Annotated in this window: 25 protein-coding genes; all 25 read left to right on the top strand. The window is 31.5% G+C overall.

The window, feature by feature from the left end; translation table 11 throughout:
• Positions 1-6 precede the first annotated feature (6 nt).
• The gene (locus tag RRB46_RS05795) at positions 7-336 is read left to right on the top strand and encodes an Asp23/Gls24 family envelope stress response protein (protein ID WP_296126712.1); all 330 of its coding nucleotides are present in this window, start codon (positions 7-9) and stop codon (positions 334-336) included.
• Positions 336-722, top strand: a complete 387-nt coding sequence (locus tag RRB46_RS05790; protein ID WP_297688386.1) for a transcription antitermination factor NusB — start codon at positions 336-338, stop codon at positions 720-722. Before RRB46_RS05795 ends, RRB46_RS05790 begins: the two co-directional genes overlap by 1 nt.
• Positions 719-1,903, top strand: coding sequence for an exodeoxyribonuclease VII large subunit (gene xseA / locus RRB46_RS05785; RefSeq protein WP_311537820.1), 1,185 nt, complete (start codon positions 719-721; stop codon positions 1,901-1,903). Before RRB46_RS05790 ends, xseA begins: the two co-directional genes overlap by 4 nt.
• Positions 1,896-2,081, top strand: coding sequence for an exodeoxyribonuclease VII small subunit (gene xseB / locus RRB46_RS05780; RefSeq protein ID WP_297688382.1), 186 nt, complete (start codon positions 1,896-1,898; stop codon positions 2,079-2,081). The genes xseA and xseB overlap by 8 nt, the downstream gene beginning before the upstream one ends.
• Positions 2,074-2,901, top strand: coding sequence for a polyprenyl synthetase family protein (locus tag RRB46_RS05775; protein WP_311537819.1), 828 nt, complete (start codon positions 2,074-2,076; stop codon positions 2,899-2,901). Before xseB ends, RRB46_RS05775 begins: the two co-directional genes overlap by 8 nt.
• Positions 2,902-2,909: 8 nt before the next feature.
• Positions 2,910-3,362, top strand: a complete 453-nt coding sequence (locus RRB46_RS05770) for an arginine repressor (RefSeq protein ID WP_296126702.1) — start codon at positions 2,910-2,912, stop codon at positions 3,360-3,362.
• On the top strand, positions 3,362-5,050 hold the full coding sequence (recN, locus tag RRB46_RS05765; protein ID WP_311537818.1) for a DNA repair protein RecN: 1,689 nt from the start codon (positions 3,362-3,364) through the stop codon (positions 5,048-5,050). Before RRB46_RS05770 ends, recN begins: the two co-directional genes overlap by 1 nt.
• A complete protein-coding gene (locus RRB46_RS05760) occupies positions 5,043-5,591 on the top strand; it encodes an NUDIX hydrolase (protein WP_311537817.1) in 549 nt (182 codons plus the stop codon). The genes recN and RRB46_RS05760 overlap by 8 nt, the downstream gene beginning before the upstream one ends.
• A complete protein-coding gene (locus tag RRB46_RS05755; protein WP_296126696.1) occupies positions 5,581-6,285 on the top strand; it encodes a ScpA family protein in 705 nt (234 codons plus the stop codon). The genes RRB46_RS05760 and RRB46_RS05755 overlap by 11 nt, the downstream gene beginning before the upstream one ends.
• Positions 6,275-6,805 (top strand): SMC-Scp complex subunit ScpB, encoded by a 531-nt coding sequence (gene scpB / locus RRB46_RS05750; RefSeq protein WP_296126694.1) that lies wholly within the window; start codon positions 6,275-6,277, stop codon positions 6,803-6,805. Before RRB46_RS05755 ends, scpB begins: the two co-directional genes overlap by 11 nt.
• Entirely contained in the window at positions 6,792-7,487 is a 696-nt protein-coding gene (locus RRB46_RS05745; RefSeq protein ID WP_311537816.1) for a pseudouridine synthase, read from the top strand. The genes scpB and RRB46_RS05745 overlap by 14 nt, the downstream gene beginning before the upstream one ends.
• Before the next feature lie 30 nt (positions 7,488-7,517).
• Positions 7,518-8,729: an NAD(P)/FAD-dependent oxidoreductase gene (locus RRB46_RS05740; RefSeq protein WP_311537815.1), complete on the top strand. Its 1,212-nt coding sequence runs from the start codon at positions 7,518-7,520 to the stop codon at positions 8,727-8,729.
• Positions 8,726-9,379, top strand: a complete 654-nt coding sequence (gene cmk, locus RRB46_RS05735) for a (d)CMP kinase (protein WP_311537814.1) — start codon at positions 8,726-8,728, stop codon at positions 9,377-9,379. Before RRB46_RS05740 ends, cmk begins: the two co-directional genes overlap by 4 nt.
• The gene (locus RRB46_RS05730; RefSeq protein ID WP_311537813.1) at positions 9,369-9,962 is read left to right on the top strand and encodes a lysophospholipid acyltransferase family protein; all 594 of its coding nucleotides are present in this window, start codon (positions 9,369-9,371) and stop codon (positions 9,960-9,962) included. The genes cmk and RRB46_RS05730 overlap by 11 nt, the downstream gene beginning before the upstream one ends.
• Entirely contained in the window at positions 9,962-12,034 is a 2,073-nt protein-coding gene (locus RRB46_RS05725; RefSeq protein WP_297688365.1) for a bifunctional 4-hydroxy-3-methylbut-2-enyl diphosphate reductase/30S ribosomal protein S1, read from the top strand. The genes RRB46_RS05730 and RRB46_RS05725 overlap by 1 nt, the downstream gene beginning before the upstream one ends.
• Before the next feature lie 56 nt (positions 12,035-12,090).
• Positions 12,091-13,443, top strand: a complete 1,353-nt coding sequence (miaB, locus tag RRB46_RS05720) for a tRNA (N6-isopentenyl adenosine(37)-C2)-methylthiotransferase MiaB (protein WP_311537812.1) — start codon at positions 12,091-12,093, stop codon at positions 13,441-13,443.
• Positions 13,444-13,565: 122 nt separating this feature from the next.
• The gene (locus RRB46_RS05715; RefSeq protein ID WP_311537811.1) at positions 13,566-14,546 is read left to right on the top strand and encodes a V-type ATPase subunit; all 981 of its coding nucleotides are present in this window, start codon (positions 13,566-13,568) and stop codon (positions 14,544-14,546) included.
• A gap of 2 nt (positions 14,547-14,548) precedes the next feature.
• Positions 14,549-15,442, top strand: coding sequence for a hypothetical protein (locus tag RRB46_RS05710; protein ID WP_311537810.1), 894 nt, complete (start codon positions 14,549-14,551; stop codon positions 15,440-15,442).
• Complete coding sequence (locus RRB46_RS05705) at positions 15,426-16,790, top strand: V-type ATP synthase subunit I (RefSeq protein WP_399529981.1); 1,365 nt, start codon at positions 15,426-15,428, stop codon at positions 16,788-16,790. The genes RRB46_RS05710 and RRB46_RS05705 overlap by 17 nt, the downstream gene beginning before the upstream one ends.
• A 17-nt stretch (positions 16,791-16,807) precedes the next feature.
• The gene (locus tag RRB46_RS05700) at positions 16,808-17,242 is read left to right on the top strand and encodes an ATP synthase subunit C (protein ID WP_199792146.1); all 435 of its coding nucleotides are present in this window, start codon (positions 16,808-16,810) and stop codon (positions 17,240-17,242) included.
• A gap of 1 nt (position 17,243) precedes the next feature.
• The gene (locus RRB46_RS05695; RefSeq protein ID WP_296129306.1) at positions 17,244-17,480 is read left to right on the top strand and encodes a V-type ATP synthase subunit F; all 237 of its coding nucleotides are present in this window, start codon (positions 17,244-17,246) and stop codon (positions 17,478-17,480) included.
• 11 nt (positions 17,481-17,491) lie between these two features.
• Positions 17,492-18,097, top strand: a complete 606-nt coding sequence (locus tag RRB46_RS05690; RefSeq protein WP_296129304.1) for an ATPase — start codon at positions 17,492-17,494, stop codon at positions 18,095-18,097.
• Positions 18,081-19,823 carry a V-type ATP synthase subunit A gene (locus RRB46_RS05685; RefSeq protein ID WP_297688354.1) on the top strand — a complete coding sequence of 581 codons (1,743 nt, stop codon included), beginning with the start codon at positions 18,081-18,083 and terminating at the stop codon, positions 19,821-19,823. Before RRB46_RS05690 ends, RRB46_RS05685 begins: the two co-directional genes overlap by 17 nt.
• Positions 19,824-19,827: 4 nt before the next feature.
• A complete protein-coding gene (locus tag RRB46_RS05680) occupies positions 19,828-21,201 on the top strand; it encodes a V-type ATP synthase subunit B (RefSeq protein WP_311537809.1) in 1,374 nt (457 codons plus the stop codon).
• Positions 21,194-21,820, top strand: a complete 627-nt coding sequence (locus RRB46_RS05675) for a V-type ATP synthase subunit D (protein ID WP_296129296.1) — start codon at positions 21,194-21,196, stop codon at positions 21,818-21,820. The genes RRB46_RS05680 and RRB46_RS05675 overlap by 8 nt, the downstream gene beginning before the upstream one ends.
• Positions 21,821-21,835 lie beyond the last annotated feature (15 nt).

Genomic DNA, 21,835 nt, shown 5'->3' with positions numbered 1-21,835 from the left:
TATTAGATGACTAACAATTTTAAAGATGGATCAGTCAAAATTGCAGATGAAATTCTAGATCAAATTGCAACAACAGCTGCTGAAGAAGTCTATGGGGTATATGAGGATACTTCCGAAGAAGGATTCATGCATTCCCTACAAAATAAGGCTACCAAAACAAGTATTAAAAAAGTAGCTGGTAATCTTGTGATAGATATAGATTTATCACTAGATAAGAATATAAACGTTAGAAAGACCGTGAAAAAAGTCCAAAAAAATGTCAAAGATGTAATAGAAACAATGACAGGAATTGGAGTTAGCAGGGTTAATATTAACGTTAATAGATTAGAAATTTGATGAATAGAAGGCAGCAGAGGGAGTGGGTTTTTAAGCTCATCTACCAAGATTCAATTAACGACATAAAAGATAATAATGATTTATATCAAAATCACGACCTAAGTGAGGATGAAACATATATAATTAAGTCTATAAATTCATACAAAGATCATTATGATGAGATTGTAGCAAAGCTAGAAGATAATCTATCTACTAAATTTTCTAATATGAGCAGGATTGCAAAATCAATAATCTATCTTTCTATAAATGAAATCTATTATTTGGATATACCTGTTTCAGTCTCAATAAATGAAGCGGTTGATCTTGCTAAAAAATATTCGACCAATGATGAATATAAGATTATAAATAAGATATTAGGTGACATAGTTAGAAAAGATAAAAAATGAAAAAGCCCCTGACAGTTAAGCAATTTAATGAGTATATAAAATCAAATATCAAACATGATCCTATTTTTAGAAGAATCTATATAAGTGGAGAACTAGCCAATGTAAGGATAAATAACCATCACTTATATTTTTCATTAAAGGAAGAAACAGACCTAATAGATTGTGTAATATATTATTATGAGGATAAGGATATTTCCTTTGACTTTGAGACCGGAAAGAAAATTCTTGTTAAAGGTAACTTATCCTATAATAATTATTCCTCAAGACTCATAATAATAGCAAATGAAGTTGAAGATGAAGGTATTTCTAAAGCCTATTTAGAATTTTTAAAGTTAAAAGAAGAATTCATAAAAAAGGGATATTTTGATCAGGAAAATAAAAATCCAATCGATAAGCTAGTCAAAAAAATAGGTCTAATTACTTCGAAAGATGGGGCAGCTATAGTAGATTTTATATCGATGATTAACTCAAGACCTAATGATATAAAGATCTTTCTAAATCCTGTAAAAGTTCAAGGAGAAGAATCTTCTGAGCTAATAGAAAAGGCAATTAGAAGATTAGATGGTCTAGAACTGGATGTGATTGTTATAACCAGAGGAGGAGGGTCAAACGAAGACCTTTCAAGCTTCAATCAAAAAGAAGTTATAGAGGCTATACATAAAGCGAAAACACCTATTATAACAGCAATAGGCCACAACATAGATAGGACTCTTTCGGATTTAGCAAGCGATCTAAGTCTTCAAACACCAACTGAAGCTGGTTCTTACTTAATCAGCTTCTATGAGGACTATCATAAAAAATTAGATAATTTATTTAGGCAAAAAGCTAAGGAAATTGAAAATATCCTGGACAACTATGCCTTAAAATTAGAATACCTTAAAAAAAGAATCGCTATTAGCAATCCAAAGCTTATCTTAGATTCTAAATTTAAGGATCTTTCTAAATTAGGCCTAAGAATAGATAAGGCAATAAGGGATAATTTAGTTTATAACGATCAAAAGCTTAAAAGCCTGTCCTTTAATTTAAAGGCAGTAGAAAAAATTATTGAATATTCAATAAAACAGATACAAATTGAATATGATGATAGATTGGTTTTTTCTAAACATTCACTTAAAACTGATGATCTTGTAAAACTTATATTTAGCGATGGAGAAGTACTAGCAAGGATTATTGATGGATAAATCATTTGAAGAAAATTATAAGAAAATAGAAAACTTATTAGAAGAAATAGAAGACAACAAAGATAACTTAGATAAGAGTGTAAAACTTTATAAAGAAGCTAAAGAACTCTATAGGAAATTAGAAGGAAATTTAGAAGATTATAGGGCTAAGGTAGAAATAATTGATAGTGATGAATAAAGAAGAATTTATTAAGATATTAAATAAGAATAAGAAGGACATTGATGAGAGGGTAAGAGCCTACTTTCCAAAAGAGGGTCTTATTAATGAGACAATGACCTATGCTTCAGATGGCGGCAAAAGAATAAGGGCTAGTCTGTATCTGGAAAGCAAGAAAATGTTTTCAGACTCTCTCAGTGAAGACGATTATAAGATGGCCCTAGCTATTGAATTAATTCACGCCTATTCTTTGGTCCATGATGATTTGCCTGCCATGGATAATGATGACTATAGAAGGGGGATGGAGAGCCTTCACAAAAAATATGGTGAAGACATAGCTATATTAACTGGCGATGCCCTCTTAAATGAAGCAGCCATTATCCTATTTGATATTGCTATTAATAACAATACATATCTTAAAGCTGGTAAGTATATAATGGAAAGAGCCTCTAAGAGAGGCATGATTCAGGGCCAAATCCTAGATCTAAGGAAATATGTCAAAGTGGATAAATCCTATCTTTTGGAAGTCTATAGTAAGAAAACTTCAGATCTTTTTAAGGCAGCATGCATTGGAGCAGCACTTTCAGCTAAGGCTAATGATAGAGAAATTAAACTACTTACATTATATGCTGAAAACCTAGGCCTAGCCTTCCAAATACAAGATGATTTACTCGAAGATACATATGAAGATGAACTAAATATACTTAATATAATGACTAAAGAAGAAGCTATTTCTCTCCTTGATTCAATTAATAAAGACGCAAGAGAAGCTATTTCTAATTTTAGCCATAACGAATTTCTAACTTATCTTATAGATTATTTATCAAAGCGAAGTTATTAGGGGATATTATGAAAAAATACACTAGACAAAGATTAATATTAGATATCATTCAGAATAATGATGTCAAAACGCAAAGCCAATTATCTGAGATCCTAAGAGATCAAGGAGTAAACGCTACCCAAGCTACTATTTCTAGGGACATAAAAGAGCTAAGAATATCAAAGGTTCAAAGTGATGACTATGAATATAAGTATACAGTAGTTGATGCAGTTTATGATACGCTTACAGAAAGGATTGAGAAGATTTTTAAGGAAGCTGTTCTATCAGTTGAAAAATCCTCTCAACTTGTAGTTATCAAGACTATATCATACTGTGCAACTGTTTGCGGACAATATATTACTAATGCCAAGCTAGAGAATGTTGGAGGAATCGTAACCGGTATAGACACAATCTTTATCACTCCAAAAGATTCAAAAACTATTGACGATTTAGTAGAAGAATTAAGAGATCTTGTAAAATAATGCTTGCCGAGCTTTATATAGATAATTTTATAATAATTAAAAAAGACCATATATTTTTTGAGGACAAGTTTAATGTAATAACAGGCGAGACTGGTTCAGGTAAGTCTATAATACTTGAAGCAATAAATTTGCTTTTAGGAAAGAGAGCCAGTAAGGATATTATTGGCAAATTTAAGGACTCTACAATTATTGAAGCTGTATTTATCCTAGCTGAAGATCAAAAATTATATCTTGAGAATAAAGATATAAGTTTTGATGATGACAAACTTATTATTACCAGAAAAATAAGCGATAAGTCCTCATCTATAAGGATAAATGGTAGGCTTTCAAATTTAAACATCTTAAAAGATATAGGAGAATTCTTAATTGACATTTATAGGCAAGGTGATAGCAATGTTTATATGAATAAGTCTAATTATATAAACTTGATAGATTCTTACCAAAATGACCAAGAAACAAAGTCTTTAAGAGAATCGTTAAAAGACTTATCTAGAGAGAAAACTGATTTTATAAAAAAATTTCAAGACTTAGACTTAACAGATGAAGAGTTAAGTAGGGAAAGAGATCTTATTGATTATCAAATAAAAGAGATTGAAGCTATAGATTTATTTAATTTAAATGAAGATGAAATAGAAAGTGAATATCAGAGGCTATCAAATATATCAAGTTTGAGAGACAGCTTTTATCAAATGATTGAGATCATTGATTCTGATGATTATCAGATCCCATCTATCAGTAGTTTATTAAATGAAGCATCCTCAGCAATTTCAAATTATGTAGGTATAGATAAAAAATCGGAAGACTTATATGATAGGCTAATTTCAATATCAGATCAGCTTAATGATATATATTCAGAAGCTGATTCATATGTGGAAATTTTATCCACTGACCCTGAAAGATTGCAGGCTCTTGATGATTTAAATAAAAAACTCTTTGACCTTAAGAGAAAATATGGCAACAGTATAGATGATATCAAAGCCTATTATGAAGGAATGAAAGACCGTCTTGATGAGTTAAATCAAATAGAAGACCTAAGAATAAATATAGACTCTAAAATAGCAGATATAGACAAAAAAATGCTAGATAAGGCTGATAAGTTACATGCTATTAGAGTTAAGAAAATAAAAGAACTTGAGTCGTCAATCAATAAAGAAATTGTGGAATTAAATATAAAAAATGGTAAATTTAAAGTTGACCTTAAAAAGGCTGACACAATTTATGGTGATGGATATGATGATATAGATTTCTTGATAAGAACTAATAAAGGAGAAAACCTATCATCCCTAACTAAAACTGCATCAGGTGGTGAAATTTCCAGGATAATGCTTGCCTTTAAAGAGGTTTTTGCAAGCTTTGATGATATAGATACAATGATTTTTGATGAGATAGACACTGGAATAAGTGGGAGAACTGCACAAATAGTTGGTGAAAAAATCCTTGATTTATCTAAGAAAAGACAAGTAATAGCTATAAGTCACCTGCCGCAGCTAGCATCCCTAGCTAATAACCATATATTAGTTAGCAAGGAAGATGATAAAGATGCCACGATTTCTTACTCAAAAACAATAAAAGGGGAAGAAAGAACCCTCGAAATAGCAAGATTAATTGCAGGTGTCGATATTACGGAAACTACTAAAAAGTCAGCAAGAGAAATCTTAAAGATGGCGGAGGAATTAAGAAATGAATGAGCAAAAATTTTACGAAAAAACCATTAAATCAGATACAATCTACGATGGAAAGATTCTTAAATTGAGGGTTGAAACTGTAGAGCTTGAAAATAAGAGATATTCTAAAAGAGAAATTGTTGACCACCAAAAAGGAGTAGGAATAATCGCTTTTGATGGTGAAGACAAAATCTGGATGGTAAAACAATATAGAAAGGCTATTGATAAAATAACCTTAGAAATTCCTGCTGGTCTTGTTGATCCAGGTGAAATGCCTATTGAAACTGCGAAAAGAGAATTACAAGAGGAAGTTGGATATTTTCCGGAAACTATATCTTATCTATTTGATATGCACGCTTCTCCTGGCTTTACAAATGATAAACTATCATTTTTTCTAGCCAAGAATTTAGTTAAGTCTAGTCTTGACCAAGATGAGGATGAAAATGTTGAAGCACTTTCAATAGAAATAAAGGAACTTTACAAAATGGTTGAAAATGGTGAAATTACTGACGCCAAAACAATTATAGCTATTTTATATTGCTTAAAATTATTAAATGAAGCTTAATATCGAACTAGAGGCCTTTGAAGGGCCTTTTGACCTTTTATTGAAGCTAATCGATAAGCAAAAGATAGATATATACGATGTAAAAATAGAAGATATTACAGGCCCATTTTTAGAAGAAGTCGGCAAAATGAATATCGATTTGCCTTCTCTTTCTGAATTTATATATACGTCTTCTATACTTTTGACGATAAAGGCAAATAAGCTCTTACCAAAAGAAGAAAATGAAGGCTTGGAAGAAGATTTTTTGGCTTACTTGATAGAATATAAAAAAATCAAGTCTGTCCAAGAAGATTTTAAATACCTTGAAGATGAAGCTCGTAAAATTCATGTAAAGTATCAAGAAGATTTGACTAGCTTTGAAAAAGAGGAAATAATCATTAATCAAGATATAGACATCCTATCTAGAGAATTTAAGAAACTATTAAATAGGCTTAAAAATGAAGAAAAATCTGAATCCAAGATATTTGAGCAAGAGACTATGCCAGATGTTAATGATTATCTTATTAGCCTTAGGAAAACTTTGAATTTTTCCAGAGAATTAAAGCTAAATGATATAACAAAAAGAATCATTACCAAAGCAGAGTGTATAGCAACTTTTTTAGCCTTATTAGAAATGGTAAAACTCAAAGAGATATACCTAAGTCAAGAAGATGTTAATTCGTTTAAAATAGTTAAGAGGGAAAATGACAAGTGATGAAATAAAAGGACTTATAGAAGAAATTTTATATATTTGGGGCGAACCCTTAGATTTTGATGACCTATCAAAGATATTATTCGATATTGACAAAAAAGAAATAAAAACAGCTCTTAAAGAATCTATTGAAGAGAGAAATAACAGAAATACTGGTCTAATCATTAGAAAATATGGCAAGTCCTATCAATTTTCAACAAGAAAATCAACTGACAAATACCTAGAAAAATTAGTGGCCAAGTCAGAAAAAAAACTCTCAAACTCAACCCTGGAGACCCTATCAATAATTGCCTACAAACAACCAATTACAAGGGCAGAAATAGATAAAATAAGGGGAGTTAATTCTCAATCAACAATTGATTCGCTCCTTGATAGGGGACTAATTGTTGAAAAAGGGAGGCTAGATAAGATAGGTAAGCCAATAATATTTGGAACAACAGATGAGTTTCTAAAATATTTTTCAATATCTTCACTTGAAGATTTACCTGAAATAAAGATTGGTGATGATAATGAGGATAAATAAATATATAGCAAATACTGGCTTTACTTCTAGGCGAAAAGCTGATGATCTAATCAAAGAAGCTAGGGTAAAAGTAAATAACATATTAGTAACTGAACCTGGTTATAAAGTAAAAGAGACTGATGAGGTCTCAGTAGATGGTCAAGTCCTTAAGTTAGAAGAAAAATTTTATATTAAATTATACAAACCTGTTGGCTATATCACATCAAATTTTGACCCTTATAATAAATTAGACTTAAATGACTTGGTAGATATAGATAAGAGGTTTTACGCTGCTGGTAGACTTGATAAGGATAGCGAAGGGCTATTGATTATTACTAATGATGGTCAATTTACCAATAACATCATTCACCCTAAATTCAAACTGGATAAAGAATATATTGTAGATGTAGATAAAACCTTAAGCAAAAAAGAAGAAAATCTTTTTATGCAAGGTCTAGACATAGGAAATGGTGAACATACATCAGATGCCTATATAAAGCTAATTGGAAATAAAAAATATCAGGTGATAATTCATCAGGGATATAATAGACAGATTAGAAGAATGTTTGCATATTTTAATATCAATGTAAATAGGCTAAAAAGAATAAGAATAGGAGATATTAGACTCTCAGATCTTAAAGAAAAAGACTATAGGTACTTTGACAAGGAAGAGATGCTCTTTGTTAAAAAAGTTAAAAGGTAGGAAACTATCTTTTTTTGTGGGAAAAATCATATGAATAAAATAGGAATTATTGGAGCAGGACCAGCTGGACTTATGACAGCAATACTTGCAAAAAATGAAGATAACGAAGTATACATCCTTGAGAGAAATTCTAAAATAGGTCAAAAATTAAAAATGACTGGTGGGGGAAGGTGCAATATCACCAATTTATCTTATGATGGAGATTTCCTAGATAAGGTAGTAAAAAACAAGAAATTTGTCTACTCTGCCTTTGCTAAATTCAATAATTACGACTTGATAGACTTATTTGAAAGTCAAGGAATTGGGACAATTGTTGAAGATGATGGAAGAGTATTTCCTAAATCACAACAGTCACAAAGCCTTATTGACTTTTTCTATAAAAAAATAAACGACTTAGGTATAAATTTATTAACAAATACAAAAGTTCTAGATATTAAGAAGAATAAAAAGTATATTGTCAAAACTGATAATCATAAATTTGAATTTGATAGTCTCGTTATAGCTACTGGAGGTAAGTCGTATCCTAAAACAGGATCAGATGGTCTAGGATATAAGCTATGCAAAAAACTTGGCCACCATATTAGAAAAACGAGTCCTGTACTAGTTCCAATCTTTATTAAAGATAAACTTAAGGTCAAAGCCCTGTCCCTAAAGGATGTAGGTCTTAGCCTAGAGTCTGATAAAAATAATGTAAGTCAAGTGGGAGATATATTAATAAATTCTAATTTTATTACAGGTCCTGTTGTACTTAGGGCAAGTTCATTAATTGATACAGATAAGGTAAATAATATTTATATAGATTTTTTTACAAAATACACTTATAATGAATTAGATGACCTCTTACTCGATTTAATAAATCAAAACCCTAAAAAATCTATTATAAATATACTAAAATCTATAATTAAAGATAGCTTGGTAGGGGTAATCGGTCAAAGACTTAAAATTGATAATAATCTAAGGGCAAGTGAGCTTAGTAGGGACTTGAGGATGTCAATAGTAGGAAATTTAAAGAAATTCAGGCTAGATTTCCTTAAATTTGGTGGTTATGAATCAGCGGTTGTCACCAGGGGAGGTGTAGACTTATCTGAAATAAACCCAAGCAACATGATGTCAAAAAAGATTGAAAATTTATTTTTTGTAGGAGAAATTCTCGATGTTGATAGCCTTACAGGAGGATACAATCTTCAAATTTACTTTTCTACAGCTTACGCATGCGGACAATATATAAGGGAGAAGATATGACATATATTATAGCAATGGATGGACCAAGTGGTTCTGGCAAATCAACAGTTTCTGAAATTTTGGCTAAAAAATTAGGAATTGAATACTTAAATACTGGCCTAATGTATAGGGCTGTAACCAAGTTTTTCTTAGATAAGGGCATGGATGAAAGTACTGATGATAAAGTATTAACCAGGATGATTGATGATATAAAGATTGATTTTAAGGATGGAAGATTATATCTTTTAGGAAGTGATGTCACTAAAGACCTAAGAAATGATCAAATAACAGCTAATGTATCTTGGGTGTCTGCTAAATCCTACGTTAGGGAGAAGATGGTAGATCTTCAAAGACAAATAGCTAAAAATACTTCTTTTATCCTAGATGGTAGGGATATTGGAAGTGTAGTATTTCCAAATGCTAAATATAAATTTTACCTAACTGCTTCTGCCCTAACAAGAGCTAAAAGAAGGTTTGACCAAGGTGAATCCGACTTAAGTGTAGAAGAAATTGAAAAGGCAATTATAAAAAGAGATGACTATGATTCCCATAGAGAAATTTCGCCATTGAAGGTGGCAGAGGGGGCAATATTAATTGATAACTCAGAACTTAATATTGACCAAACAATTGACCTGATACTTTCATATGTGGAGGAAAGTGATGTTTTATAAGTTTTTGGTAATACTTGTAAGGATTTTACTTTTTCCTTTTTACAGGATCCACGTTCATGGTAAGGAATTTATACCAAAGGATGCAAATTTTATAGCATGTGCAAATCACTGGTCAAATCTCGATCCATTTTTCCTTGCTATATCCCTACCTATAAGATTTTATTTTATGGCAAAGAAAGAACTTTTTGAAGTCCCAGTCCTCAGAACTCTTTTAAAAAAAGCAGGAATGTTTCCAGTAGACAGACAAGGAAATGACCTAAAGGCCTTAAGACATGCCATAAACCTTATTAAGGAAGACCATACTCTTGGAATTTTCCCTGAAGGTACTAGGGTTAAAACTATTGATAGGGAAAACATGAAAGAGGGAGTTGGATTCATAGCTTTGAAAGCTAAGGCTGATATCTTACCAATAGAGATTGTTACAAATTATAAGGTATTTTCTAGGGTGGATATTTATGTTAAGGAGCCTATTAAGATAGAAAAGTATTCAACATTTAAAAATAAAGAAGCAATGGAAAAAATTTCTGACCACATTTTCATAAATTTATATGAACATAGGAAAGAATTGAAAGAGAGTAAGTAATGGAAATTATAATTGCAGAAAATTCTGGATTTTGCTTTGGGGTAAAAAGAAGTGTAGACCTTGCTGAGAAAGCTCTGGAATCAAAAAAAAATAAATATACCCTAGGTCCTTTAATCCACAACCCACAATTAGTAGCAGATTTTGAAAAAAAAGGACTAAAAGTTATTGATCATGAACAGGCTCTAAAAATCAAAGATTCTTTGATAGTTATAAGGGCCCATGGTGAAGATAAAAGCTTCAAAGATAAGCTTATTGCTAATGGTAACGAGCTTTATGATGCAACTTGCCCTGTCTTAAATAGTATCTATAAGAAGATTGAAACAAAAGAAAAAGAAGGTTATCAGGTAATAATTGTTGGAGATAAGAAGCATCCAGAAATAATTGCTATGGAATCTTTTATAAACAATGGTATAGTAATATCAGATGAGACTGAAGCAAAAAATATTAAGAATTATGAGAAGCTATATGTAGTTAGCCAGACTACAAATAGGTTTGAATTTTTTGTAAATATTGCTAACAAGTTAGAAGAAAATAATGATAGTGTAGTAATAGAAAACACAATATGCAATGCTACAAAATTAAGGCAAGAGTCTGCTAAAAAATTAGCGGCTTCTGTAGATTGTATGATTGTAGTTGGTGGTTTTAATAGTTCTAACACAAACAAGCTATATCAAGTAGCAAGTTTGTATTGTAAAAATGTTTTAAGGATTGAAACTGTTAAAGATCTACCTTTGCAAAAGCTCTCTAAATTTAAAAAATTAGGAATAATCGCAGGTGCATCTACGCCTGATTCGATTATTAAGGAGGTAGTAAGTAGTATGGATGAATTCACAAAAGAAGAATTTATGAACAGTCTAGAGGATAGTTTAAAGAAGATTTACCCTAAAGAGGTGATCACAGGTACAGTAATCAACGTTAAGGATGATGAGGTATTTGTAGATATCCAATATCGTGCAGATGGTATTGTTAAACTAGACGAAATGACTGAAGAGGAACAAAAAGATCCTAAAAACAGTTTTGAAGTTGGTGATGATATAGACGTATTCGTTATCAAACTTGATGATGGTGAAGGAAATGTTAGCCTTTCTACAAGAAGAGTAGAAGGTATGAAAGCATGGAAAGAACTAGCTGAAAAGTTTGAAAATGACGAATTAGTACATGGTAAAGTTGTTGGCTTTAATAAGGGCGGTCTAACTGTTGAAGTTAATGGTGTAAATGGTTTCGTACCTGCTAGCCAAATAGCAACATACTTTGTTAAAAACTTAAAGAAATTCGTAGGTGAAGAATGGGATCTTAAGATCATCAGCATCGACGAAAGAAAAAATAGACTTGTTCTATCTAGAAAAGACGTACTTGAAGCAGAACTTGATGACCTTTGGGAAGATTTAGAAGAAGGTCAAGTAGTTACAGGTAAGGTAGCAAGACTAACTGACTTTGGTGCATTCGTAGAAGTTAACGGACTTGACGGATTACTTCACGTTTCAGACATAGCTTGGACAAGAGTTGAACATCCTTCTGATGTCCTAAATGTTGATGATGAAATCGAAGTTAAAATCCTAAAACTTAACAAAGAGAAAAATAGAATATCTCTAGGTCGTAAACAACTTCTTGATAAACCATTTGAAAGCTTTGTAAATAGCCACAAAGTTGGCGATGTAGTTGAAGGTAAAGTAGTAAACCTACTTGACTTTGGTGCATTTGTAGAAGTAGCTGATGGTGTAGAAGGCTTAGTTCACGTTTCTGAAATTTCTTGGGATCATGTTGAAAAACCATCTGATGAGCTTACAGTTGGTGATACAATCGAAGTAAAGATAATCTCAATTGATACTGAAGATGAAAAAGTTGGTCTTAGCATCAAAGCTTTAAAAGAAGCTCCAGAAAGACCAGAAAGAAAACCTAGAAGACAAGCTAGAACAAACGATAGACCAAGAAGAAAAGTAGAGAGAGATAACTCTTCTGCATCATTTGGTGATGATGATCTAAATAACAACCTTGGTGATATGCTTGCACAAGCTCTATCAGCACAAGGCTCAGAAGATTTACTTGGATCTATTGAAGAAGACGCTGAGTAAGATTAAAAAAAATGGAGATGATTTTTATCATCTCTTTTTTTACTTAAAGGAGGAACATGTCTGATAAATTAGATAAATACAAAGATTTCTTTAGTGGAAAGACCTACAATATAACAACCTTTGGCTGCCAAATGAACGAGCATGATTCTGAAAGAATATCCTATATCCTAGAAGATTTAGGTTATAGATATGAGGAAGATAGGAATAAGGCAGATTTTATCTTGTTTAATACATGCTTAGTTAGAGAAAATGCAGAGCTAAAGCTTTATGGTCAAGTATCATCATTAAAGAAGTTAAAAAAAGAAAATCCTGAAAAAATAATAGCTGTTTCAGGATGTATGATGCAAACTGAAGTAGCCAGAAATGTTATAATTGACAAACATAAGGAAGTAGATATCATCTTTGGTACTAAAAATATCAACTCCCTTAAGGATTTAATCTTTAGATACCTTGAAACAAATGAAAGAGTTGTGGATATATCAACAGACAATGTCAAAGATGATTTTGTAAAATACAACACTCCAAATGATTTTCAAGCCTATGTAAATATAATGACAGGTTGTGATAATTTCTGCTCCTATTGTATAGTTCCTGAATCAAGAGGTAGAGAAGAATCAAGACGCCCTTCATCGATTATAGAAGAGGTAGAATATTTGGTTAACAATGGCTATAAAGAAATAACCTTACTTGGCCAAAATGTTAACTCTTATGGCAACAAAGCCGATTTCAAACACACATTCCCAGAGCTTTTAGAAAAAGTTGCTCAAATACCAAACCTTAAGAGACTTAGATTTACAACAAGTCACCCAAAAGATTTATCCGATGAGCTTATAGAAGTGATAAAGAGAAATGATAATATATGTAAATATTTCCACTTGCCACTTCAATCAGGCTCATCAAAGGTGTTAAAAGATATGAATCGTCACTATGATCAAGAAAAATATCTCGAAAGGGTAAGGAAACTTAAGGAAGAGATACCAGAAATTGCTATATCAACAGATATAATTGTAGGCTATCCTACAGAAACAGAAGAAGACTTTAGGGAAACTCTTAAGGTTTGCGAAATAGCCCGCTATGACACAGCCTTTACCTTCAAATACTCACCTAGACCAAAGACCAGGGCTGCAAAACTTAGGCCTTTAGATGATGATGTAGTCCAAGAAAGATTTGATAGGCTCTTAGATGTCTTATATCCTCATTTTTATGAAAAAAATAAAACTTATATAGGTAAAACTGTAGAGGTCTTGTTAGAATCAGAGAGTAAAAATAATCCAGAAGTTCTCACAGGTAGAACTGATGATTATAAACTCGTCCACGTAAAGGCTGATAAAAGCTTAATTGGCGAGTTTGTAAAAGTAAAAATAAATGAAAATACATCCTTTACAATATCAGGAGACTTAGTAGAATGAGCCCAGCCTTAGCTGGGCTTTTGCTATTTAGAATAAATATATAAATGATAATAGTTATCTAAAAAGCTTTTTTTATAAAAAAAAGTACGGTACAATATGTTATTGTCAGGAAAGGAGGTTTTATGAAAGATGTTTCTGTAAAAGCAAAGGCTAAATTAGGGAAACTTTTGGATGATTATTTGCTTGAAAGAACTATAAATGAGAATGATTTAGATAGAAAAGTTTCATATTTAAAGAAAAATTACGAATTTTTATCAGCTAATGATGACAAACTTGTTGTGGAAGAAAAATTAAATAATTATTTCTTCAAGCAAATTAGGTCAATCGAGTTCTTTTTAAGAGGCTTAGATAAGAAATTTTACAAATTATACTTCTCAATAAATAAGATTTATTTGATACAAGAAATAATTACAAGTATCTTAAATAATTCTTTAGCAGATAACTATAAATATTTTGTTAGTAGCCCATTTTTTGAAGGTATGGAGCTTTCAGCTAATTTTTCATTACATGATTTTGTTGAATCTATAAAAGATAAGCATATTAATAGAGTCCTAAAACCATTTTTAAATGAAAATATGGATCAAGACCAATTGATATTCCTATCTTCTAATGCGCTTATTAAATTATACTATAGAGACTTACTAAAAATGAGTGAAAAATTCCCTAGTCGTGATTATAAGTACATCAGCAAATATATAGCTGAAGAAATAAATTTATTAAATTTTGAAATGCTTTACAGGTTAAAATCATTTTTTGAAATAAATAATAATGAAGTTTTTAACTACCTTATAGAGGGTGGATATCTGTTTAATGCAGACAGACTTAGAGAGATATCTAATCTTAATAAGGACGAATTTATAGAGTATTTTTCTGATAGTAGGTATAAAAATATTTTTGAAAATGAAGATTTAGTTTATAAAAGAATACAAGATAGGCGCTGGAAAAATTCTAGAGATGAAATAATCAATGAGAATTGTGACATCCTATATGTTATTTCTGCAATGAATCTTTTATACTTGGATATTAAAAATATTATTTCTATATTAGAAATGGATGAAAGATACGATTACAATCAGAAAAGAGAATTGTTAATAGGAAGGTAGATATGGCAGTAGAAAAAATGAACCTAGTCAATATTACATCCAGACTAGAAAATCTTACCGATTTATTAAAGGATGTAATAAATATAGGTCAAATCGAACCAATTGATGCTTTTGGTCAAGTGGCTAGTAGAGCTTTCTCTGTCAAGGCTAGCAGTGAGAATGTCGAACTGACCGAGGATATGAATAGTATTACAAGTTTTCAAGGTCTTACTAAAGAAGAACTTGAGAAACTTGACTATCTAAAGAAATTTTTTGATATCAAAGATGATGAAAAAATCGGTAAAATAACAAAAGTTATTGACAAAGAAGAGCTTGACAGACTATATACTAGACTTGAGCCGATGATTAAAAGACGAGAAGACCTTGTTGAAGAAAGAGAAAAATTATTATCTTATAAGAATAATTTGGAAATTCTAAATAGGGCAGATGTTGATATTGATAAGATTAAGCACTTAAACTATTTCGACTTTAGATATGGCGAGGTAACAAAAGATGGTAGATTTATTCTAAAAAATAACTACGAAAATATACCATCACTAATCATCCACCTAAATGATGAAGATACAAAAAGTGCTGATGCAATTAATACTTTAATAGAACTAGATAATAAGACTAGCGAGAGAAGAAAAAGTGTTGATGAAATAATCGAAAATGAAAAAGCTGAAAGCTTAAAAGTTGCTAATAAGATTGATCAAACTTATCTTGAAAAAATCACAAGAGAAGTAGCAGAACTAAATAAAAACAACGAAGATGAAATTAATAAAGAAGCTAGTGAAATTAAAAAATCTTTTTCTGACAAGAAATCTAGCATTGAAAGCTTATACAAGGACAAGGTTGACTTGTTAGTAGATGAAGCTTTTGGAAAGATAATAAAGGAGGATGGCAATGACAGATAAAATTAAAAATTCAAAAGAAAATTATCTATTAGTCTATCCAAAACAGGTCAGTGCAGATATAGGTAGGGCAGTAAATACAATGGGCTTTATCGATATGGAACTTCCTGATGAAAATCTTGATGCAATAGAGGCTAAGTTAGAGAATATAGATAAGGAATTGGATTCTTTAGAAAAAGACATTGATAATTTCAAGGGCAAAAATGAAGAAACATTTGAAGCTTTACCTAGTACTGTTGAATACTATGAAAAGAGCGAAGATATCATTAGTAAGATGGCCAAGGGTGAAAAATACTTATATCTTACAGGTTGGGTTCCAAATTCTAAGGTAAAAGATTTTGAATCTTTAGCCAGAAAATACGCTAAAACTAACGTAGAAGTAAAAAAAAAATATAATCAAGAACCACCAACTAAGTTAAGAAATAACAAGCTATTTAGACCCTTCGAATTCCTAGTAAATATGTATGGAGCACCTAATTACAACGAAATTGACCCAACACCATTTTTCGCAGTAACTTATATGCTCCTATACGGAATGATGTTTGGTGATTTAGGTCAAGGATTAATTTTCATCCTTCTAAGCTTCTTTGTAGATAAGATAAATAAGACCTTTGGATCACTTATTAGAAGAATTGGATTTTCAGCCTGTTTCTTTGGTTTAATGTATGGATCATTTTTTGGAATTGAGACATTAATTCCTACATTACTAATCAAACCATTTGATAATATAATGAAAGTCCTTATAGCATCAGTAGCTTTTGGTATAATGCTACTTGTAATTGCATATTGTCTAGGAATTTATAACAAATTAGTAAAACAAAAAAATATCGAAGAAGGAATCTTCGGCAAGGAAGGTCTTGCTGGACTTTTGATGATGATTTCATTTGTTTTATTGATACTCAATATAGTAAAAGTAAATCCGCTTCCAATGCCTGTCGCTCTTTGTCTATTGATAATATCAATTATAATGATTGTATTTTCAAAGCCTATAGCAGCTAAGATTGAAAAAAGAGATGAAGTTTTTGAATCAAGCGCATCTGATTATTATGTTGAAAGTTCATTTTCAATAATAGAAGCCTTACTTTCAGTTTTTTCAAATCTTGTTTCATTTACAAGGGTTGGAGCATTTGCCATTAACCACGTAGGTCTTTATATGGCCTTTGAAGTTATGAGTAAACTTGTTGGTGGTGGAATATTTGGAATAATAATATTAATATTTGGTAATGTTTTAATCATTGGCCTTGAAGGAATGATTGTCTTTATCCAAGGTCTAAGACTAGAATTTTATGAAATGTTTAGTAAGTATTATCAAGGAAATGGTCGTAAATTTAGACCAATTAAGGAAAACTAATTTATAAGGAGAAGAATATGATTAAATACACAGCATTACTTGCATTAGCAGTTGTCATTATGACAATTTATTCAGGTTTATACCTACTTAAAAATAACGAAGATAGTTCAAAAGCAAAGATAAAAAAAGCATTAAAGATAAATTTATTTACCTTTGTACCACTTATGTTGATGATTATGGTTTTAATTCTTCCATCAACATCAAAAGCAGCAGGAGAAGCTGCAGCTGCAACAGCTACAGCAAGTGATGGACTTAAATATATAGGTGCAGCCCTATCTACAGGACTTGCAACTATTGGTACTGGTTATGCAGTAGGTACAGTAGGATCTGCAGCACTAGGAGCAATTTCTGAAGACCAATCAATACTTGGTAGAACAATCATCTTTGTTGGTCTTGCTGAAGGTATTGCAATCTTTGGTGTAATTATTTCAATCCTAATCCTATACGCATAAAATGAAAGCAAAGATTCTAACAGATTCAAATAGCTTGCTTACAATGTTTCGACTAGGAGCGATTGAAGCAAGCTTAGTTGATGAGAATAATTTTGAAGAGGAATTTAAAAATTCATACAAGGATGAGAATCTTGCTATATTGATAATTACAAGGTCAGTTTATAATAAAAATAATAATAGGATTGATAATTATAGAAGAGATTACACAATGCCTTTGATTGTAATTATTGATGGCTGAAAGGATTAATTATGCTAGACTTAGAAGCAAAACTATCAAGTTTTAGAAAGATGGTTTGGGATGAAGAGAAGGTAAAAACAGATCAAGAATTATTCTTATCTACAGAAAAAAATTCATCCTATATCGACAATAAGAATAAGCAAAGAAGTCAAGAATTTGAAGCTAAGCTTAAAGATCGTAAAAACTTTCTAAAAATAAGAAAAAATGAAGAAGTATCAAAAATTAAGCAAGAAGAAAAAAACAACTTCTATGCTTACAAAGAAGAATTGCTTGATGATTTTTATAATAGATTAATTAGTAAACTTAGATCATATAAAAAAACAGATGCTTACAAAGAATCTTTACCTGTGGAAATAAAAAAGGTTATGAGAGAACTTTCTTTATCAGAAGATGAGATTGTCGTATGTGTAGTTAGTGATGACCTAGCTTTAATAGATTTTAAAAATAAGCAAGCAATGGATAACACTTATATAGGTGGCTTTATACTAAAAGATATCAATAATGAATTTAGATATAATTTTAGCTATAAAGAAAGAATTAGAGACAAAAAATATGAATTTGGTAAAAAATTATACCAAGTTCTTGAAAGTGAGCGTTTTAATGAATCCAATAATTAAAACAATTAATGGACCTGTTGTTTATGCTCAAAATGCAAGAAGCTTAAAAATTAGAGAGATGGTTTCAGTTGGTGATTTAAAACTAATTGGTGAAGTTATCTCTGTTGAAGGTGACCTTGCGACAATTCAGGTATATGAGGATACATCAGGTCTAAAAGTAGGAGAGGATATCATCTCTACATCTATGCCTTTATCAGTAAGGCTAGGTCCAGGTCTATTAGGAAATATGTTTGATGGTATAGAAAGACCTCTCAAAGATATAATGGATAAACACGGTGCCTTTATACCATCTGGTATTGGTTTTGATAACCTAGATCTTGAAAAAGATTGGGATGTTAAAATTAAATTTAAAAAAGGTGATAAGATCAAAAAAGCTGATATTTACGCCACTATCAAAGAGACTGAAGTCATAGAACATAGACTAATGTCTAGTTATGATGGTGTAATAATTGAAGCTAAGGAAGATGGTAAATATAAGCTTGAAGATACCATTCTTAAAGTAGAAAATGATGAGGGTGTTTTTGACCTTAAGCTTTACCAATATTGGCCAGTGAGAAATCCAAGACCAGTTAAAAAAGCATTGACCTTACAAAATATATTGGTTACAGGTCAAAGGGTACTAGATGTATTTTTCCCTATAGCAAAGGGAGGTACAGTTGCAATTCCTGGAGGATTTGGTACAGGTAAGACTATGCTCCAACACCAGCTAGCTCAATATTCTGATGTTGATATCATAGTATATATTGGTTGTGGTGAAAGGGGTAATGAGATGACTCAGGTACTTGAGGAATTCCCAGACCTGATTGACCCAAATACAGGCAAGGACCTTATGCAAAGGACAATCCTTATAGCTAACACTTCAAACATGCCAGTTGCTGCAAGAGAGGCAAGTATCTATACAGGTATAACAATAGCTGAATACTATAAGGATATGGGCTATGACGTAGCCTTAATGGCAGATTCTACTTCTAGATGGGCAGAAGCATTAAGGGAAATTTCCGCAAGGCTTGAAGAAATCCCTGCAGAAGAAGGCTATCCTGCCTATCTTGCATCAAGACTTTCAAAATTCTACGAAAGAGCAGGTTTCTTTGAAAACTTAAATGGCACAAAGGGTTCAGTAACATTAATAGGTGCTGTATCACCATCTGGTGGAGATTTCTCAGAACCTGTTACAGAAGCAACAAGACGTAGCGTAAATGTATTTTTGGGTCTTGATAGGAAACTTGCTTATTCAAGACATTACCCAGCTATAAACTGGCTAACTTCTTATACTAACTATCTAGATAAGATGCAAGACTACTATAAAGAGCATTACAATTCAGATATTATAGCTATAAGAAATAAACTTATGAATGTATTAATTGCAGAAGAAGAAGTCAAGTCAATCATGATGCTAGTTGGATCTGATGCCTTATCAGATGAACAAAAAAATATTCTAGATGTGGCAGCACTTATTAGAAATGGTTTCTTGCAACAAAATGCTTATAATGCAATAGATAAGTACGTGCCTGTAGATAAGCAAATAATGATGCTTGATATAATCGATAAATACAATAATCTAAGTGACCAAGCTCTAAAAGATGGTATTTCATATAAAAAGATTTATGATTCTGACCTATTAAACGAAATAAGCCAGATGAAATACAATGTCGAAAATGATAAATTAGAAAAGCTTAACCAGCTAGGCTCTAAGATTGAAAATTATTTTGCTAATTTGAGGGGGTAAGCTGTTGAGAAAAGAATATACAAAAATCAAAAAAATAGAATCTTCTATCATAGAAATAGAGAAGGTAAGCGATATAGCCTACAACGCCCTTGTTTCTGTTCATGCAGCAGGTATGGAGTTTGTAGGATCAGTGGTAATGGTTGATGATGATACCGTAACAATTGAAGTTTATGCCAACACCGACAATTTCTCTGTAGAAGATATTGTTGTTAGTTTCTACGAAAAACCACTAGAATTACCTCTAAACGAGAGCATTTTGGGTAGGACATTTAATGGTATAGGTCAACCTATTGATAATGGTGGGGAAATCTATGCAGAAGAAACTTATCCAGTTGAGGGTCTTGCCCTAAACCCAGTTGCTAGAGAATATCCTAGGGACTTTATCCAAACAGGTATATCAGCTATAGATACCTTGACTACTCTTATTCGTGGTCAAAAATTACCTATATTTTCTGGTTCAGGTCTACCACACAATGAAATAGCTGCTCAAATCATTAGACAAGCTAAATTAAAAACAGATGAAGACTTCGCCTTCGTCTTTGCAGCTATGGGTATAAAAAAAGATGAAGCAATGTTTTTTGAGGATGCTTTTTCAAAAGCAGGAGTTAAAGATAAGTTAGTTATGTATCAGAACTTAGCTGATTCTCCAATAATGGAAAGGCTTCTAGCTCCAAAGTGCGCACTTACAGCAGCTGAATACTTAGCCTACAAAAAAGGCTACCACGTACTTGTAATCATAACCGATATGACAAGTTATTGTGAGGCTTTGCGTGAAGTATCTTCTATAAGAGGAGAGATTCCTTCAAGAAAGGGATATCCAGGTTACCTTTATTCAAACCTAGCTAGCCTTTATGAAAGGGCAGGTATGATTGAAGGAGTAAAAGGGTCAGTAACCCTAATTCCAATCCTAACCATGCCTAATGATGATATTACTCACCCAGTTCCAGATTTGACTGGTTATATAACTGAGGGACAAATAGTAATAGATAGGAACCTTTCAAGCAAGGGAGTCTATCCACCAATAAATGTCTTGCCTTCTTTATCAAGGCTTATGAAAGATGGTATTGGTGAAGGCTATACAAGAAGTGATCACGAAGATGTAATGAACCAATTATATGAATCATATTCTAAGGTAATAGATGTTAGAAATATTGCCCAAATTGTCGGTGAGGATGATTTGTCAGCTGTTGATAAAAAATACCTAGAATTTGGTGACGTATTTGAAAGTAAGTTTTTATCACAGGCTCAAAATGAGAATCGAGAGCTTGAAGAAAGTTTAGATTTAGCCTGGGACATTTTAAAAATACTACCAAGAAATGAACTTCACAGGGTATCTGAGAAAAATCTTGATAAATTTATAGGTAAGGCCAATGAATAATGAGCAAATAGCAAGTAAAGCTAATCTCATAAAAGCTAAGGAAGAGCTAAAGCTATTAGATGTTGGTCTTGACATCCTTGATAAGAAAAGAAAAGCCTTAATGAATGCTCATGAGAGCAAAATTAAAGACAGGGATGCCTTAAATAAAAAAGTAAACCAAACAATGAATGAGGTAAGCCATAGTTTTAATAAGGCTATGACAAGCATAGGCCAGGCTAAACTTGAAAATTTAGCCGGTCTTATACCAATTGATAATTCAATCGAAACAAAGAATACAAAGTTCATGCAAACTGATATAGCAGAAGTAACTTTTAGTCCAAAGAAATTATCCTTATCTTATTCATTTTATCAGACAAACTCTCTATTTGATGAGGCATTAATAGCTTTTAATAAATTAAAAGCAGATATTTTCAAATTGGCAGAACTTGATAGTACTATAAATAATTTGGAAATCGAAATAAGGAAATCAAATAAAAAAGTTAATTCTTTGGAAAAAATTCAGATACCACAAAAATCAGAACTCATTAAAAGTATTTCTCAAAGTATTGAAGAAAAAGAAAGAGAAGAATTTTCTAAAACAAAAATTGTTAAAAGAAACAAAGAAAAAAAGTCATCGTAAAATATTACGATGGCT

The sequence above is a fragment of the uncultured Anaerococcus sp. genome (assembly GCF_963512375.1).
Classification (GTDB): Bacteria; Bacillota; Clostridia; order Tissierellales; family Peptoniphilaceae; genus Anaerococcus.
The sequence above is the reverse complement of the archived record's forward strand: the minus strand, read 5'-3'. Positions and strand labels throughout refer to the sequence as shown.